Origin of the sequence: Alteromonas sp. MB-3u-76 (genome assembly GCF_002831605.1) — a bacterium.
In the GTDB taxonomy this organism is placed as follows: domain Bacteria; phylum Pseudomonadota; class Gammaproteobacteria; order Enterobacterales; family Alteromonadaceae; genus Alteromonas; species Alteromonas hispanica.
Genome location: NZ_CP025115.1, coordinates 4,321,776 through 4,336,368 on the forward strand (window position 1 = coordinate 4,321,776; position 14,593 = coordinate 4,336,368).

The window sequence follows — 14,593 nt, forward strand, 5'->3', positions numbered from 1 at the left end:
GATATTCCTTTTATTCTAATGGCTGGATCAATAACAACATCGATTGATATCGCAGTTTTACCGCCAATCCATTTTGTGATTTTGTCATTTCAATCAAGTTGTACTTACCTAATGTTTTTAATGTTCTCGACACATTACTGACCGCTCGGCCTGACAGCATGGCCAGCTCAGTTACCGATTGCGGCTGTTGCTCGGCGATTACTTTTAACAACTGCTGGTTTTCTTTCGATAGCACATTGGCCACTGACTTCAATGAGTCGAACCAGATATCAACGGGGAAATCGGGGTCGGGTGTTTGGCCTTTAATCCCGATTACACAGCGCGATTGTTTTGCGTTTTTCATTACTTTACTCGGATTGTTTGCCTGCACTCTCTACTTGCCTTCTTCACTCACAAAAGGCCACTGCCAGCGAATGCGTAAAACAACATTTAAACAATCAAAAGACTGTATGCCTATACATAAGCCTAGCATCTTATCAACTACTGATAATATCGCAAGAATATTCTCCGTTTAGGACAATAGCAATCTCCATACGCGTGAATTACACAACCAGTACACTAGCGGTCTTGTCTGCTTTAGACTTTAAAACCAGCCAAGCCTTTAGGTTGACTGGCGGTACACTGCAAGGCGACAAGCTCACATAGGGCTCATCACCTTTTTAGTCATCCAAAATACTGCCTTTCACGCAGTACATACGTGGGCGGGTGTTGTCGGGCAGGCTGACTTTGCGCTGTGGCCGATTACCATCGGGGACTAAGTAGCCTGCGGCCATTAGTGCTTTAGCGGCGCGATCTGGGCTTAGGCCTTCGGTGGCTTCACGCCAGCCGGTTGGGTAAAACAGGTAGAGGGTTTGTGGGCCGCTGGTGTCTATCCAACCCGCGCGTTGGCGTACTTGGCTGCTGTAACCGGTTTGCTTAGGCGTAAAGCGGCTTTCGCCATGCTGCTCAATAAAACTGCGTACTTGGCGAATGGCTTGTTGGTCTTCATTGGCGGCCACGCCACCGCGGGCAAGTATCCATTGGTTAAGCTGGCTTAAACAGGCTGCCTCGACACTTTGGGTTGGCCAATCGAGTACTTTGGCTTGAATGGCTAACAACCCAGCGCTGGCCAGTAAGGCAAACTTTTCGGTGACCCGGCGCACTTGGCCGTCAGCCTCGGGTGGTAAGCTGGTTAAAAAGCGTTGGCGTACGTTTTGGAAAACGGGTCGCACCTGTGCGCCGTGCTGCGTTAAATACCGTAACCAGTCCAAGGCCAAGCAGCCGTAATGTTGGCGACTTTGCTGTTTTAGATGATCGGCTAAATCGGCAGCGTTCATACCATGACTCTGGTTAAACACGCCCATTTGCGCTCCAGCATCGGCACTGAGATCAATCACGCGCACTTGCTGCCCTGCTTTTACACGCTTGCCGATACTGGCGAGGTGGCTTTCGAGCGTCACTTCGCCAGTGGATAAAAACACCAAGCGCCAACGGGCGGGTAAGCGCATTTCACCGTATTTGCCTGCACGGGTTTTACCTTGGCCATTGGCAAGCATGTAAGCGACATCACCTGCCTCTTTTGGGTCAACTTCGCCCATTTCATCGAGCGCCAGCAAGGCATCGTTATGCGCTAATGCTGTGCCTTCTAAACCGTTGGCCGTGGCACGCCAACTATGGCGCAGTTGATTAGGTTCGCCCCACACCGATAATGCCGGATACAGCGCTGCGGTTTTACCAGTACTGCTGGCACCGTAGAGGTGTAAACCAAAACCATCCACCCCGCACAAGTGCAACAAAGGTGCAGCCAGTGCAGCGCAGACACCAACGATTAATAGCGGGTTATCCAGACAATAACAGCCAACGTGCTGCCGCCAACTGTCGCTACTACCTTGTTGAATAAAGCCTTCTATCGGGTGCATGGTTTGCAGCACCATGCGCGGGTTGTTGTGTTCGCTTGGGTAAAAGGTGAGGCGCGGATGCACATAAGCGTGGTGATGCCAGCCAATGCAGTTCACGCTAATGGCCTTTTGCGTGGCCAGTTCGCCCATTTGTTGAATAAACAGTGAGAGCAACTGCCGCGCTTTGACACTGTTGCTTAGCCGCATGCCTCGGCTGAGTAGAATTCGGCGGTACTCGCTGCCATCTCCGGCCAATAGTTCTGCGGGCATAGCCCAGTAGCGATGGCGATTGTCATCGTCTAACCAGTGCAATAAATAACCGTAGTTGTCCCCTTGCGGATCGCGAGTACGGGCGGCCACTTGCAACCAAGAGCAGATTTTAACTGGGCTATCTTGCCCTGCCGGTTGCATCACCAGCCAGTTTTGCGCGTTATAGGCAAAACCTGGCGGTAATGTTGGCGCGCTGTTATTCATCTCACTTGCAGGTAACGGGGTTGATGCTGATGGTTTATCCGCGGCCATAAGCAGCACCGATACGGCGGGTTTCAATCCACTGGTCGATATCGCTTTCTAACCAGCCCACCGCACGCGCGCCAATACGAATGGAACGGGGAAATTCACCGTTGGCCATCAAGGCATAAATGGTGCTGCGGCCAAAGCCTGTTTTGGCCTTTACCTCGGGCAAGCGCAAAATCCGCTGCTGACGCGCTGGGTGTGCTGATGTGGTGGATGATTGGGTAGTTGGGGTCATCGTTTCTATTTTTTCCAAAATAAGCCTCACTGATCTGTTAAGTTCTCTTAGGAGTTTGCCCCGCTATTATTAAAGAGTTAAACGGACGCAGTAGGCAGATAAATGCCCAGATCGTGCAGCTTTCTGAGGGTACAAGTAGCTACTTGCCCCAGTTTGTAGATAGTGCCCAAAACAATAAATGCTCTGTGGGCAGAGTTAGTGCGTGGCTAAGTGGCGTGAACTAAGGCTTTGCCCAAACTGCCCCAAAAGCCCAAGGGATGAGCGAAGTGTTAAAACACATGGAGTATGAGGCAAAGCATAAAGTGAAACTAAAACTTCTTTATCTGCTGAAAAATGAAAATATAGTTTCACTGACTCATTAAACGTTAAACGCTGATTGTTTCATGGCTTGCTCCGCTCGGCTGATCCCTAGCCGCTTAGCAACGGTTTGCCATTGCTTAACCGCAATTAATACTTCATCGTAAATTTGCGTGGCTTGGGTTTGCGAAAGTCGGAAGAAATCTTTTACATCAAAGGCTAGTTGGTAGTCTAAAGTGTTGTCTGCATCGGTAATATTCAGATGCAGGCCATGCTTACCCACTATCGGGTTTAAATCATAAGCGGGTGACAACTTCCAGCCATTCTTTGTTAATAAAAACCCATGGTTACGCAGGTGGTCATCCGTGTTGGACACCGCAATATTAAACACAATACGTCGCCATAACTGTGCTAAATCAGCTTCGGTTTGTGCACCAGAATTGGAAATAAATTCAGCAATCTCTAAGTAGCTGGCACCTTGAGATTGTTCACCATCATAGTATTGAAGCTGTGTCATGGCCGATGAAAAATGCAGTCGCTTTTCACCGTCGCGATCAAACCGTTTGGTTAAAAAGGTATGGTGCCCAGAGGAAAATTGCTTGATCTCACTTGGATACATGTCAACACCTGCCGCCAACGCCAATTCATAACAGACCATCTCCCATGCGCCCACGTCATGGGTATCGTTTAAATTGGGAAACTTGGCAATCCACAAGTGGCCTTGTTCATCTGTGACACAAGCCTTGGGCCTTGCACCACCTAATGATGAGCCTGGAGAAATCAGCATTTTCAACCAGCGGTAATACTCGTCACTGTCGATGTTATCGTCTTTTTCAATCTGCATTGCTGCGTGCTCTAGCTCTCGCAAAGAAGCCATTGGCGGCGCAGCAAACTCAGAGTTGTCGTCCAAAAAAGCATCCGAACCTACTCGCTTAAATCGAATCCCCCCCATCCGATAAGAGTCATGTACGCCCAGCAGGTAATCCAATTCGTTTAATCGACTTGTTGCTCGAATGCCTTTACGCGCCTCAATCGCCGCACGCCGCTGCATTAAAATACGCCCCCATCTATCAGGCGATGAATCAAGAAATGCGCGAAAGTTTTTATCGGCTTCATCGTTATAGAGTTCACCGGAGTGAAGCGACAGGATGGGATCAATTTGCAAGCGAAAAGCTGAGGTTAAAAATGCTTTATCGTAGGCAAAACTAAACACGCCACCCCGGCTTGAATCACTGTAAGCAAGCAGCCCAATTAGCAAAGGCGCTTCAATTGGTTGCCAGTCGGCATAGACTTCGACGATTTCACGGCTCATTTTGAACCTTCCAGCAATTTTATGTTTTGCAGCTTGATACCCACTTCATCATGAGCGGCCATGTCTGCAAAGTTGCTTTCCATGCCAAGAACGGCCATCACTTTTAAGTAAGTGCCTATGGCAACGCCCGGATCACCGGCGAAAACTTTATTCACGGTTTTATGATCAAAACCAGTACGTTCACACAGTAGCTTTTTTGTAAAACCACGTCTTTTCATCGCCAACAGCAAGTCTTCACCAAAATGCGTCAGGATTTTGCGCTGCTTTGGAAACAGTACATTGTGTAAGTCACGCTTAGCCATATCACCAACCAAAGGGACTATATTCCCATTATTCAATCGTTAATGGGAATATAGTCCAACTTTGAATCCCAAGCAACTCCAACAATTTATATGTAGGACTATATTCCTACTTTACTCAATATAATTGGATTTATATCCCACCTTTAGGTTTAGGTTTAGCTTGCGCGTTGGCCAAGGCGATGATGTGAATCCCTGAATGCCAAAAATCACCAAATTACACTTTTATGCGCATAAAAATGTAAAATTTCGCACTTTTATGCGCGTAAAAGTGTAGACTGAGTTATACTACAGGCAGTTAACAGTCTTAATTGGCGGGAAATGACAATGCAGCGCAACTTACTCAACGCCCTAATAGCATGGAAAAATCAACCTGTGCGTAAGCCATTATTGATCGATGGCGCAAGACAAACAGGTAAAACCTATCTGCTGCAAGAGTTATTTGGGAACACCTTTGCCAACATCCTTCGTATCGACTTCCTTGAAAACCCTGCTTACAAAGAGGCGTTCGATGGCTCATTGTCACCTGACGAGCTAGTCATGAACATTGAGTTATTAACAAACCAAGCATTCACCCCAGAAACCGACTTGCTGATATTAGATGAAATTGGCGAATGCGAACGTGCCGTTACCTCACTAAAGTACTTTGCTGAAAAAGCACCGTCCTACTTTGTCGCAGCCAGCGGTTCGAACATTGGTTTGCTCAACACCTTCCCTGTGGGCAAGGTAGAACAATACAATTTACGACCACTGACCTTCCAAGAATTTATTTACGCATCCAACGAGCAAGCACTGATCAAAGCATTTGATAGTCAAGCCAGCACACCGGCGGTGCACACTAAATTGATGGATAAACTCACTGATTACTTTTTTACCGGTGGTATGCCGGAAGCCGTTGCTGCTTGGTATCAGTTCAAGGATTCAAGCATTCTAGAGCGTGTTGAAAAAGTCACCAAAATTCATGCCGATTTAGTGGAAGGTTATCGCCGAGATTTCGCTAAGTACGCGGGCAAGGTCGATGCCACACTGATTGAATCGGTGTTTAATAGCATTCCAGCCCAGCTATCACTTGTCAGCGATGAGTCGGTTAAACGCTTTAAGTTTAAGCATGTGCATGAGCGTAAATCTCGTTATAGCGATTTTGAAACCGCGATCCATTGGCTTAACTGCTGCCGCTTAGCTTTGCCAAACTACCCTATTGAAGGATCGCCGAAATCTCCGTTAGCGGCCTATAAAAAAGAAAATATGGTGAAACTGTTTCTGTTTGATGTGGGCCTGCTTAATCATATGCTCGGCAGCAGTTATAAAGAGATTAAACAGCAAAACTATGATCTCTCTGTTTATAACTACAGAGGCTATGTGGCTGAAAACTTTGTGCAACAAGAGCTCACTGCCATTGGCGTTGACCCAAGCTATTCATGGAATGACGCCCGCGCCGAAATCGAATTTATTTTGGCGACCGATGAAGGCGATATCGTCCCTGTGGAGGTCAAAAGTGGTAAACGTACAAGAGCAAAATCGTTGGCATCCTACATTGAAAAATGTACTCCAAGTAAAACCTTTAAGTTAACGGGTACACAAGGCTCATCCGCATTAGAGCAAACCAATATCGTGATGCCTTTGTATTTCACGCAGTATTTACCACAGAGATGGTAAAAGCGCGTTGCTTAGACCCCGAGGTCTACACAAAGTGACTTCATAGGTAACAATTTGTAGACCTTTGGTAGGCTTACAACCTTTCAACCAACCCTCAATCGGTTTTTTGCTAACGTCATTTGGCCAGCCTATCGCCTCATCGTTTAAAGCAAATCACTCAAGCGATTTAACAGTGCTTTACGGCTATTATTCGCCACAACAAAGCGCTTAAAGCGTTGTTCAAACGCCGCTTCATCAGCTTTGAACTGATAGGCCTCAAACAGCTGATGCAGATAGCGTGATGCCGCATCGTAACCACTGGCGCAAGTTCGATCCGCTTGCTCTTGTGATTGCTGCCAGTAGTGCTCACGTTGATTGTAGATATCCGTCAACGCTTTTTCTTTTTCCGCTTTTTCGATAGCTAATTTTTTTGCGAGTGCTGCGGCTTGCTCTTGCTGTAATTGACTTTGCGCTTGCTCAATAAAAGGAGAAATTACCTCGGGGGTTAACCAATACTGATAGATCTCGTCTGTGTTGACAGGTTCTTTTCGCGTCAGCGCTAAGGCTTGGTGACGGGTTAGCTGGCCTTGCTCAAACAACGTGCGTAATAGCGTGTCTATCTCTGCTTGCGAGAGATTATGGAGCCATTCATCAAATTGAAATTGGGTTTGTTTGGCTAGGTGACTGGGTTGCTCCTTCAGCACCATGGCGAGCGCCTTAACCAATGCTAAGGGAATATCATACAGCGCAGCAAACGCCTGCTCCTCTTCACTGAGGTGCTCAAAATCGAATTGAATTAACGGCACTCGCTCAACGTCATCATTAAAATCAAACATTTTGAGCCACATAAAGTACACAAGGCGCCAATCCCCTTGCATTAACCCGCTGCGTAACCCAGCTAAATGCTGGAAAAATTCGTCGGCATGCTCATCGTCAAAATACTCGTCATACTCCTCAAGGGAAAAAATCAGCAACTGCCACTCATCGTTTTCGTGAACATGAAGCCCATCACTTGAAAAGCCAAGTAAAGCTTCAGGGAGCGTTCCTGCTGGTAGCTTGATGTAGGCATCGATTGAGCCCCAATCGGCATAGTAAAAACCGATATCGAAGTACTTTAACATCAGATCAAAAGGATCAGCCTTTAGGTCACTGTAGGTGTAATACACCTGAAAGGACGTAGCGCTGATCTCGGCACGGCTTGAAATTGATCGGAGTGCTTGACGTGCTTTAGCATCTAAATACCCATCCAGACGCTCAAATTTATAGTATTGATATTCGCTCACGATGACCTTGCTATCTATTTATGGTGAATTGAAAAGTTTGTTTTAACAAAATTGTTATAGAAAAAGCGCTGCATTTTCTTGTTTACGCTGCTCCAATGTCTTAGCAATCGCAGACACTGTTGTTTTACTGATCCCTTGTTGCTTGGCAAGATACGTAAATTGGCTGATGGCTTCTGCGACTTCTTCAATAACTTGCCTTGCATCATGCCAACTCCCATAGCCAGCACTGGTAGCAAGTTTTTGCATCACCTTAAGCGGTGGCGCTTTGCCATAACCGCCGAAAGCAGTGGCGTGTTCGTTGAATGGATGCGGGCTGTAGGTAACATCGTAAAAAGGGGCAGGATCCCATTGACCGTCATCCGCTTGCAAAAACGCCCAGTTTTTACTGTGGTCGTCTTGATTAGACGACAGCAGATTAAAAATGGCGCGGCGAAATTGCAGCTGTCCAGCCGCTGGCGATTTACACAACTGACGGCAGGCTTTAATTAAATCAATGTAATCTAAACTTGGCGTTCGAAAGTCTGCATCCAGCAGCCCGCAAGCGCTGTGCATATGCAATCGACCTGCACTGCGCTTTCTGCCTAAGTCGGCCTGTTCAGTGACATAATCAAAACGCTTAAGCGCCAACCAAGCAGACGCACCGCTTGTAGGTGGTGCTTCAATGAGTTGCCATTGCGGCGGTTGACACTTAGCAACTTCTGTCATTTGCAAATAAACCGCCTCGCACAAACCTTCTTCATGGCCGAGCGCGAGATTTTTAGAGGTAAACTTAATCAGCCAAGCCTCATCTCCAGGCTGAGCGAAGGTTCGACAATACTGAGTTTCCCCAGCAGGCATATAAATTTGTGCCTTAGGCCTTGCCCCACCCGAACTACCTCCGGCGACTAATGCGGCCAACACCTGTTGAGTATGCCCATCTAACTCATCGTGATTATCATCCATATAATCTGACATCGAAGAATCGAACAGCGTTTGTGCTTCTAAACCTAACGTCGCTAAATCAATATCCGCGTGCGTGGTGGCTGAAAACTCAGACACCGGAGAAAAAGACAATGCTCCCATGCCTTTATCACCGACAAAGGCCAGTCTATCCATCGCCGTTAATTGATTAGGTAGGATGCCCTTTTGCCGGAAAATACGATCTTGTAACAGCATGCCCCAGCCATCGGGTAAACAATCTCCAAATACGCCATGTACACCTTGGTGCGGCGCTTTAGGAGCGACTTGAACTTGCGCGTTCGCATGCAAGGTAAAAGGTGATAAGTTGCCAAACTGCTGCAAATAGCTGTCTGCATACTGGAAAAAAACGCCTTGCCGATTCTGCGCCAAGACCCCTACTGCAACCTGCTCACCTGAACTTAAGGTGCGAGTCACGGCGAGTTTTTGAATGGGTTTAAAACTCATCTTTTAGCACCTCATCAATACTAGAGGGCATAGTGACCCGTTCTTTGCTAGGTTGTGTGAGTTGATAGAGCCTCTCTAGCGAATCAAGGGTCTGCCATAGCAACAGCAATTGGCGAAATGAAATTTGCCCGGTCAGCTCAAATTTCTTAATGGTGGCCGCAGGTACGCAGCTTCGCTCAGCAAGCGCCGCTCGTGACAGCTTTGCCTGCTTTCGTAACTCACGTAAATAAGCCGCATAGGCGTGGCTTACATCGGTATCATCAAGTAAGGTAAATTTCATCCGCAAAGGCCAAATGGATACAGTCATATCCATTATAGCGAAATAAAACAGAAAGTGGATATTATTGTATCTATTATTAAATAAAGTGTTGAAAAAATTACTCGATAAAGGCCTTCAAAACTGCTATGTTTTAGATCTAACAGCAGCATAAAAACGACACTGTTTTTCCATTGCTAACCACTAAGATTTAGTAAAAGCCATAGGCAAGTGGTGGGCAGTTTGGTGGGCAAACAGGCATTTTTGAACGGTTTCTTTTCGGTAACTTATTGATTTTTTGAGGGTCTAGACCGCTACTCAATGAGCAGATTCAGAATATTGAGTGATTAATAATCTGAAATACCAATCAGCAATGGTAAGTTGTAAACAGCCTTACACTAAAAGTGAGGCTGCTACTTATATATTCAACTTCATATACAATGATGCAGCAACCAGCAAAAGTAAGTACACACTCATATTTAAGTGTTTTACATGACTACAATCTATGAAGTGGCCACCCGCGCGGGCGTATCGTTATCTACGGTATCTCGCGTTCTTAATGGCAATAAGTCTGTTAACCCTGCTATGGCTGAAAAGGTTAAACAAGCCGCAAGCGAACTGCACTACACGCCGAGTCAGAAAGCGCGTTCTTTAGCATCTAAACACAGCCATGCAATTGGTATTGTGCTGCCTAACAAACACATGCTTTTTGCATCTCACTTACTGTTTTCTTTCGAGCACATTTTGCGGCAGCATAAGAAGCATTGTGTTATCGCTTTTTCCCACGACACAATTGAGTCTGAAGTGGAGGCCATCGAATTTTTATTGTCTCAAGGTTGTGACGGAGTATTTGTCACTACTATTTCTTCGACGACAAAACACTTGCATAGCTTGAAAGATAAGATTGTTACGTTGAGTACAGGAGAGGCAAAACCTACTGTGACTGACTTGTCGGCATCTGTCGCTCACTGTGTTTCAAAAGCACATCACTTGCTAAGTGAACAAGGACACACAGACATAGCGTTAGTAAATGACCGCAAAACCGTGTCTCAAAACGAAACGTTTCTCTCTTTATTCAAGAAACAATTAATCGTAAATGTAGACGTTGATGCTTTATCCGATCCATTTCTCGACCCGCTACTCGAACTAATGGCCAAGGGAGAAGTATTTTCAGCTATTATTTGCACCAACGACGTTTTGGTTGAGCGTTTAGTTAATAGCGCCAGAGAGCTAGGGATGGTGCTGCCCAGCGACTTATCTATTATATCGTCACGACCGCCCAATGCACACGCAGAAATAAGTAGTTCGCTGACTTACAATGTATCAAGCGTAGCCTACTCAACGCTTGATATGGCAAGAGCTGCGGCGAAGAAGTGTTTTACTGCTTTCTATGACGATGGGTTAGATGAAGATAGTGCGAATCCGCTGTCTCCCATATTTCTTGACTATGGGAGCACAGCGCCTTTTTCTTAGACGCTCTACTTAAAACGCAATAGCTATCTTCGAGTAAACCAAGGCTACATATACTTAAGCCACCAGTAGTTATGCTGCGCTTTGAAATGGCTAAACCATCGCACGGGATAATAGAGAGTGATGGTAAGCACACCTGTAATCAGCCAGATTTGCCACATCTCATTTACGCCAAAGTAGACACCTTTATTTGTTCCCCAAATACTCACGGCTACTGTGTATAGCACGAGTAATATATAGAGGTGAAGGACGTAAAAAAACATAGGAACTGAGCCAAAAGTATCTAGGATGGTCATTCGTCTAGCGTTTACTCTCTCAAAAACAAAAAGAAGCAGGAACATTCCTGACAGTGTAAATAGCAAAAACGCGAGTGACGGAGGGTATTTAGTCACATTGAATAAAGACATTGCTGACAAAATAGCGGTGTCTTGCATCGACCAAGGCAGGGTCTCTCCGTAAATATTGAACCCTCTTAGAAAGACGAATAAAAATGCGGTGACACCGGCTAGACCGAGCAGCCAACTGCCCCGTAAAGCCTTATTTTTATTTACACCATATAACGGCCCGCATGCAAAGCCGCATAAAATCACACCAATCCAAGGTAGTACGGGGTGGCTCACTTTCACACTCAAAAGGTCACTCTGTACAATGTACCCCCTGTCATGAAGCATACTCCAAAGGGTATAACCTGTTTCATGTGAAACATAATTGATAGGCGTAAGCGCATTGTGCCCAAATACTATGATTAAACCAATAGCGAGAAGGGCATTGCGCGGAAGGCCACTTAGCAACGCGAGAGCAAGCATACTCACGCCAATCGCCCACATAACTTGAAGGTAAATTACATCAAAGCTTCCCAACCAGCTGTAAGTAATAAAGGTGACTTCTAAAAACAGAATAAAAAGTCCCCGCTTAAAAAGAAATAACCTTACATCTCTTTTAGGTTTGTTTACCGGGTTGGCATAAAGCCATGCAGAAAGGCCGGTAAGAAACACAAATACAGGCGCGCAATAATGAGCTAGCAAACGGCTAAAAAATAGCGCCGGCGACGTAGTCTCAATGTCCATAGGATCGGACACCTGCATGTGTAAAAAGAATCGCTCCCGCACGTGGTCAATTAACATGATAATCATAACTAAACCGCGCATCATATCTATGCTGCGAATGCGTTCGCGTTTCACATTAGAATGCATAATCGACCCGCATATTTATTGTTCTAGGCGCACCAGGGTAAGACCACAAACGGTGATAACTACTTTCGATATAAGTTTCATCAAACAAGTTGTCTACGTTAAGTTGTAAATTCAACGAGTCGGTGAAAGCTAAAGTCGCAAATAGCCCTGCAAGCTGATAAGAGGGAAGTTGAAAAGATAAATCTGCAGCATCTCCAAGCTGTTCATGTACATATTGATAAGAGCTTCCAATTTGCGAGTCCATGCCTGCTATTTTAGTAAAGTAGGTTAGCACAGTAGACAGTGTGTATTCGGGCACATTAACCAATGGGCTGCCCTGCGGTATTTCTACGCCCCAGTCAGCATTAACAACTGTGTTTTCGGTCTCAGCTTGCGTCTTCGCGGCGGAAACGAACAGCGACATATTATCTCTGATTTGAGCATTGAATTCTATTTCAACGCCCTTGCTCACGGCTTCTCCTAAGGGAGCAGAAAACCCAACATTTACAGGGTCGGCAACCAATATATTAGACTTTCTTCCCCGAAAAGCGGCAACAGAACCCACGATATTATTAAACGAGAATTTTGAGCCTATTTCCACTGAACTGCTTTCTTCAAATCCAAACGGTTCACCGTTCGCATCTGTGCCACTAAGCGACAAAAAGCCTTCGGAATAACTGGTATATACATTTATATTGTCGCTAACCTTATAGATAAGTCCTAAGCGGGGGCTAAGGCGAGTTTCAGTATTACGATTAGTTGTTTGTTGATTTACCTCGAAAATATCCTGGTCTATATAGTCTGCGCGGGCACCAAGTAAAATATCGATATTATTAGCAACTGCGATCGTATCTTGAACGTACAGTCCAACGCCTCGCTGCTCTTCAATATTTTGGTAAAGAAGTGCTACGTCAGGTTGTTGCTGCCCATATACGGGATTATTGATATTAAGCGTATAGGTGCCTTTTCCACCGCGGTAGCGGAATAACGCAGTACTTAGGTCATATTCATAGGCATCAATGCCAACAAGTATGTTATGTGATAAACCAGCGAATTGGGTATCTCCACTTAACTCAACACGTAAAGCACTATCAGAAGAGTCATAATCCCGCTTTCTGCGCTGCCTTGTCAGCGTTTCACCATCGTCGTAAACAGACTGTCTCGCCCTTGACAGTTCAGCGTCTGAGGAAAAGCCATCCATTCGCGTATCTCGATAGCTTAGCCCAGCAAGTAATGCCCATTGGCTGTTAAGTTGTTTATCATAAGTGAGCTGGTGGCTGAGCGCATAAATTGTTGTTGGCCCGTCATTGGGTTCACCTAAGTAAAGACTGGTATCTATATCATCGAAATTATCGTTAAGTATCGCAATGCCACGATCAAATCGTTGAGCCTGTTTAAAAAACTGCATTTCGTACAGCAGAGACTCTGCGTCACCTAAATCAATATTAAAGGAAGGGGATAACACCGTTTTTCGACGAGTAACCGTATCGCGATAGCTGTTGTTGTCTTCGAAAGCACCGTTTATTCGAACAGCCAGAATATCGTTTATACCCTGAGTATAGTCTGCCTCTATTCGCTGATTAGCAAAGCTACCGTAAATCGCAGAAATGCTACCCGATTCATAATATTGAGGCTTTTTAGTAATTATATTAACGACACCACCTGGATCAGAGCGTCCGTAAAGCGCCGAACCTGGCCCCTTGATGACTTCTATGGACTCCACGTTAGACATATCAAAGGTCCCGCTGAAGCCTCTTCCTCCGCTAAACCCATTCACCATGAAGCCAGCCGGCATATTTTCATTGCCTGCAAAACCGCGAATGGCAAAGCTATCCCAAAATCCACCGCTGTTGTTTTGCTTTGTAAGGCTTGCGTCTAGTGTCAGTGCATCCTGTAATCGCGTCATCCCTAGCTTTTTAGCGTCATCACCGGTAATTGTTGTTATGGCTTGCGGCAGCTCGAAAGGCTTTACATTGCCCCTAAAAAGCTGTCGATAGGTAATATCAATTTTTTCAACATTGTCGGAATCTTTCCCATTAGTATATGAAATATCATCCTCGTTTTTAGCGTCGGCTAGGGCATTTGAGCTTATAAGAGAGAGCGACAATACAGATACTAATACGAATAGCGACACGCGGAATGTAGATTGTTTTTTCACGGAAAAACCTTAAAGCACAATTTTGAATTAAACCAAATTTAAAAATGTTATAACATAACAAAATGAAGATAAAGCAATATTGCTTGAATGGTTCAGGTTCTGTGTTTATAGCGCTATGCTGTGACAACGGTAATCTAATGCGGTGGTAATATGTCCAAAGATAAGCTTCAACTGAAAATGAAAACTTTGCTGCAAGTTTTTCTTGCAACGGCTCTGTTGACCTTCTTAACAACAAGTCGTGCTGAGAGCGATATCGAGCAGGTGTCGGGTGTGTTAGACAAATTGCATTCGCAAGCATCTCAAGCAAACTTCACTGAATATTTTAATTTATATGCGCCAGATGCTGTTTTTATTGGTACAGACGCCGACGAAGTATGGAGCATTAGCGAATTTAAAGCCTACGCGAAACCGCATTTTGACAAAGGTACCGGCTGGACATATTTACCTAGAGACAGACACATCTATTTTTCTCCTGATCACCAAGTGGCTTGGTTTGATGAGCTATTAGATAATAAAAAACTAGGTGAAACGAGAGGGACGGGAGTACTCATCAAAACAGACAATCAGTGGAAAATTAGTCAGTACCACCTTACGATTCCAATCCCAAATAATTTAGCCACAGATATCGCTGAGCAGATTAAAAAACATCACACAAAAAAATAGAGCCGCCGTAGCGACT

At 45.3% G+C, this 14,593-nt stretch carries 13 protein-coding genes; 3 read left to right on the forward strand and 10 right to left on the reverse strand.

Annotated features, from left to right (window positions below; all coding sequences use genetic code 11):
- Positions 1-10: 10 nt before the first annotated feature.
- The 5 genes from CW735_RS19245 to CW735_RS19270 form a co-directional block, all read right to left on the reverse strand.
- A complete protein-coding gene (locus CW735_RS19245) occupies positions 11-343 on the reverse strand; it encodes an HVO_A0114 family putative DNA-binding protein (RefSeq protein ID WP_100973121.1) in 333 nt (110 codons plus the stop codon).
- Between the two features lie 316 nt (positions 344-659).
- Positions 660-2,399, reverse strand: a complete 1,740-nt coding sequence (locus CW735_RS19255) for a DUF927 domain-containing protein (protein ID WP_071981043.1) — start codon at positions 2,397-2,399, stop codon at positions 660-662.
- Positions 2,386-2,628, reverse strand: coding sequence for a helix-turn-helix transcriptional regulator (locus CW735_RS19260; protein ID WP_100973327.1), 243 nt, complete (start codon positions 2,626-2,628; stop codon positions 2,386-2,388). Before CW735_RS19260 ends, CW735_RS19255 begins: the two co-directional genes overlap by 14 nt.
- A 358-nt stretch (positions 2,629-2,986) precedes the next feature.
- Positions 2,987-4,237 carry a type II toxin-antitoxin system HipA family toxin gene (locus CW735_RS19265; RefSeq protein WP_071981044.1) on the reverse strand — a complete coding sequence of 417 codons (1,251 nt, stop codon included), beginning with the start codon at positions 4,235-4,237 and terminating at the stop codon, positions 2,987-2,989.
- Positions 4,234-4,539, reverse strand: coding sequence for a helix-turn-helix domain-containing protein (locus CW735_RS19270; RefSeq protein WP_029627047.1), 306 nt, complete (start codon positions 4,537-4,539; stop codon positions 4,234-4,236). The genes CW735_RS19265 and CW735_RS19270 overlap by 4 nt, the downstream gene beginning before the upstream one ends.
- A 324-nt stretch (positions 4,540-4,863) precedes the next feature.
- Between CW735_RS19270 and CW735_RS19275 the strand changes: the two genes are divergently transcribed.
- The gene (locus CW735_RS19275) at positions 4,864-6,192 is read left to right on the forward strand and encodes an ATP-binding protein (RefSeq protein ID WP_071981411.1); all 1,329 of its coding nucleotides are present in this window, start codon (positions 4,864-4,866) and stop codon (positions 6,190-6,192) included.
- A 143-nt stretch (positions 6,193-6,335) separates the two neighbouring features.
- Here the strand turns inward: CW735_RS19275 and CW735_RS19280 are convergent, their stop codons facing one another.
- The 3 genes from CW735_RS19280 to CW735_RS19290 are packed head-to-tail and all read right to left on the reverse strand — an operon-like array spanning position 6,336 to position 9,138.
- Entirely contained in the window at positions 6,336-7,454 is a 1,119-nt protein-coding gene (locus CW735_RS19280) for a hypothetical protein (protein ID WP_071981045.1), read from the reverse strand.
- A 54-nt stretch (positions 7,455-7,508) separates the two neighbouring features.
- Entirely contained in the window at positions 7,509-8,858 is a 1,350-nt protein-coding gene (locus tag CW735_RS19285) for a type II toxin-antitoxin system HipA family toxin (protein ID WP_071981046.1), read from the reverse strand.
- Positions 8,848-9,138, reverse strand: a complete 291-nt coding sequence (locus tag CW735_RS19290) for a helix-turn-helix domain-containing protein (RefSeq protein WP_000673265.1) — start codon at positions 9,136-9,138, stop codon at positions 8,848-8,850. Before CW735_RS19290 ends, CW735_RS19285 begins: the two co-directional genes overlap by 11 nt.
- Before the next feature lie 468 nt (positions 9,139-9,606).
- On the opposite strand from CW735_RS19290, the gene CW735_RS19295 reads away from it, so the two are divergent.
- Positions 9,607-10,587 carry a LacI family DNA-binding transcriptional regulator gene (locus CW735_RS19295; RefSeq protein ID WP_071981047.1) on the forward strand — a complete coding sequence of 327 codons (981 nt, stop codon included), beginning with the start codon at positions 9,607-9,609 and terminating at the stop codon, positions 10,585-10,587.
- A 44-nt stretch (positions 10,588-10,631) separates the two neighbouring features.
- Here CW735_RS19295 and CW735_RS19300 read toward each other — a convergent pair whose 3' ends face one another.
- The gene (locus CW735_RS19300) at positions 10,632-11,765 is read right to left on the reverse strand and encodes a DUF1624 domain-containing protein (protein ID WP_332310093.1); all 1,134 of its coding nucleotides are present in this window, start codon (positions 11,763-11,765) and stop codon (positions 10,632-10,634) included.
- A 1-nt stretch (position 11,766) separates the two neighbouring features.
- Positions 11,767-13,914, reverse strand: a complete 2,148-nt coding sequence (locus CW735_RS19305) for a TonB-dependent siderophore receptor (protein ID WP_100973123.1) — start codon at positions 13,912-13,914, stop codon at positions 11,767-11,769.
- Positions 13,915-14,064: 150 nt separating this feature from the next.
- Here CW735_RS19305 and CW735_RS19310 point away from each other — a divergent pair, with 150 nt between their 5' ends.
- Positions 14,065-14,577 (forward strand): nuclear transport factor 2 family protein, encoded by a 513-nt coding sequence (locus CW735_RS19310; protein WP_232368330.1) that lies wholly within the window; start codon positions 14,065-14,067, stop codon positions 14,575-14,577.
- The last annotated feature ends 16 nt before the right edge of the window (positions 14,578-14,593 follow it).

Bases quoted from the DNA above. Each gene is read 5' to 3' on its own strand.
- CW735_RS19295 (WP_071981047.1), top strand. From the start codon at position 9,607: ATGACTACAATCTATGAAGTGGCCACCCGCGCGGGCGTATCGTTATCT.
- CW735_RS19275 (WP_071981411.1), top strand. From the start codon at position 4,864: ATGCAGCGCAACTTACTCAACGCCCTAATAGCATGGAAAAATCAACCT.
- CW735_RS19260 (WP_100973327.1), bottom strand. From the start codon at position 2,628: ATGACCCCAACTACCCAATCATCCACCACATCAGCACACCCAGCGCGT.
- CW735_RS19245 (WP_100973121.1), bottom strand. From the start codon at position 343: ATGAAAAACGCAAAACAATCGCGCTGTGTAATCGGGATTAAAGGCCAA.
- CW735_RS19310 (WP_232368330.1), top strand. From the start codon at position 14,065: ATGTCCAAAGATAAGCTTCAACTGAAAATGAAAACTTTGCTGCAAGTT.
- CW735_RS19290 (WP_000673265.1), bottom strand. From the start codon at position 9,138: ATGAAATTTACCTTACTTGATGATACCGATGTAAGCCACGCCTATGCG.
- CW735_RS19285 (WP_071981046.1), bottom strand. From the start codon at position 8,858: ATGAGTTTTAAACCCATTCAAAAACTCGCCGTGACTCGCACCTTAAGT.
- CW735_RS19265 (WP_071981044.1), bottom strand. From the start codon at position 4,237: ATGAGCCGTGAAATCGTCGAAGTCTATGCCGACTGGCAACCAATTGAA.
- CW735_RS19255 (WP_071981043.1), bottom strand. From the start codon at position 2,399: ATGGCCGCGGATAAACCATCAGCATCAACCCCGTTACCTGCAAGTGAG.
- CW735_RS19270 (WP_029627047.1), bottom strand. From the start codon at position 4,539: ATGGCTAAGCGTGACTTACACAATGTACTGTTTCCAAAGCAGCGCAAA.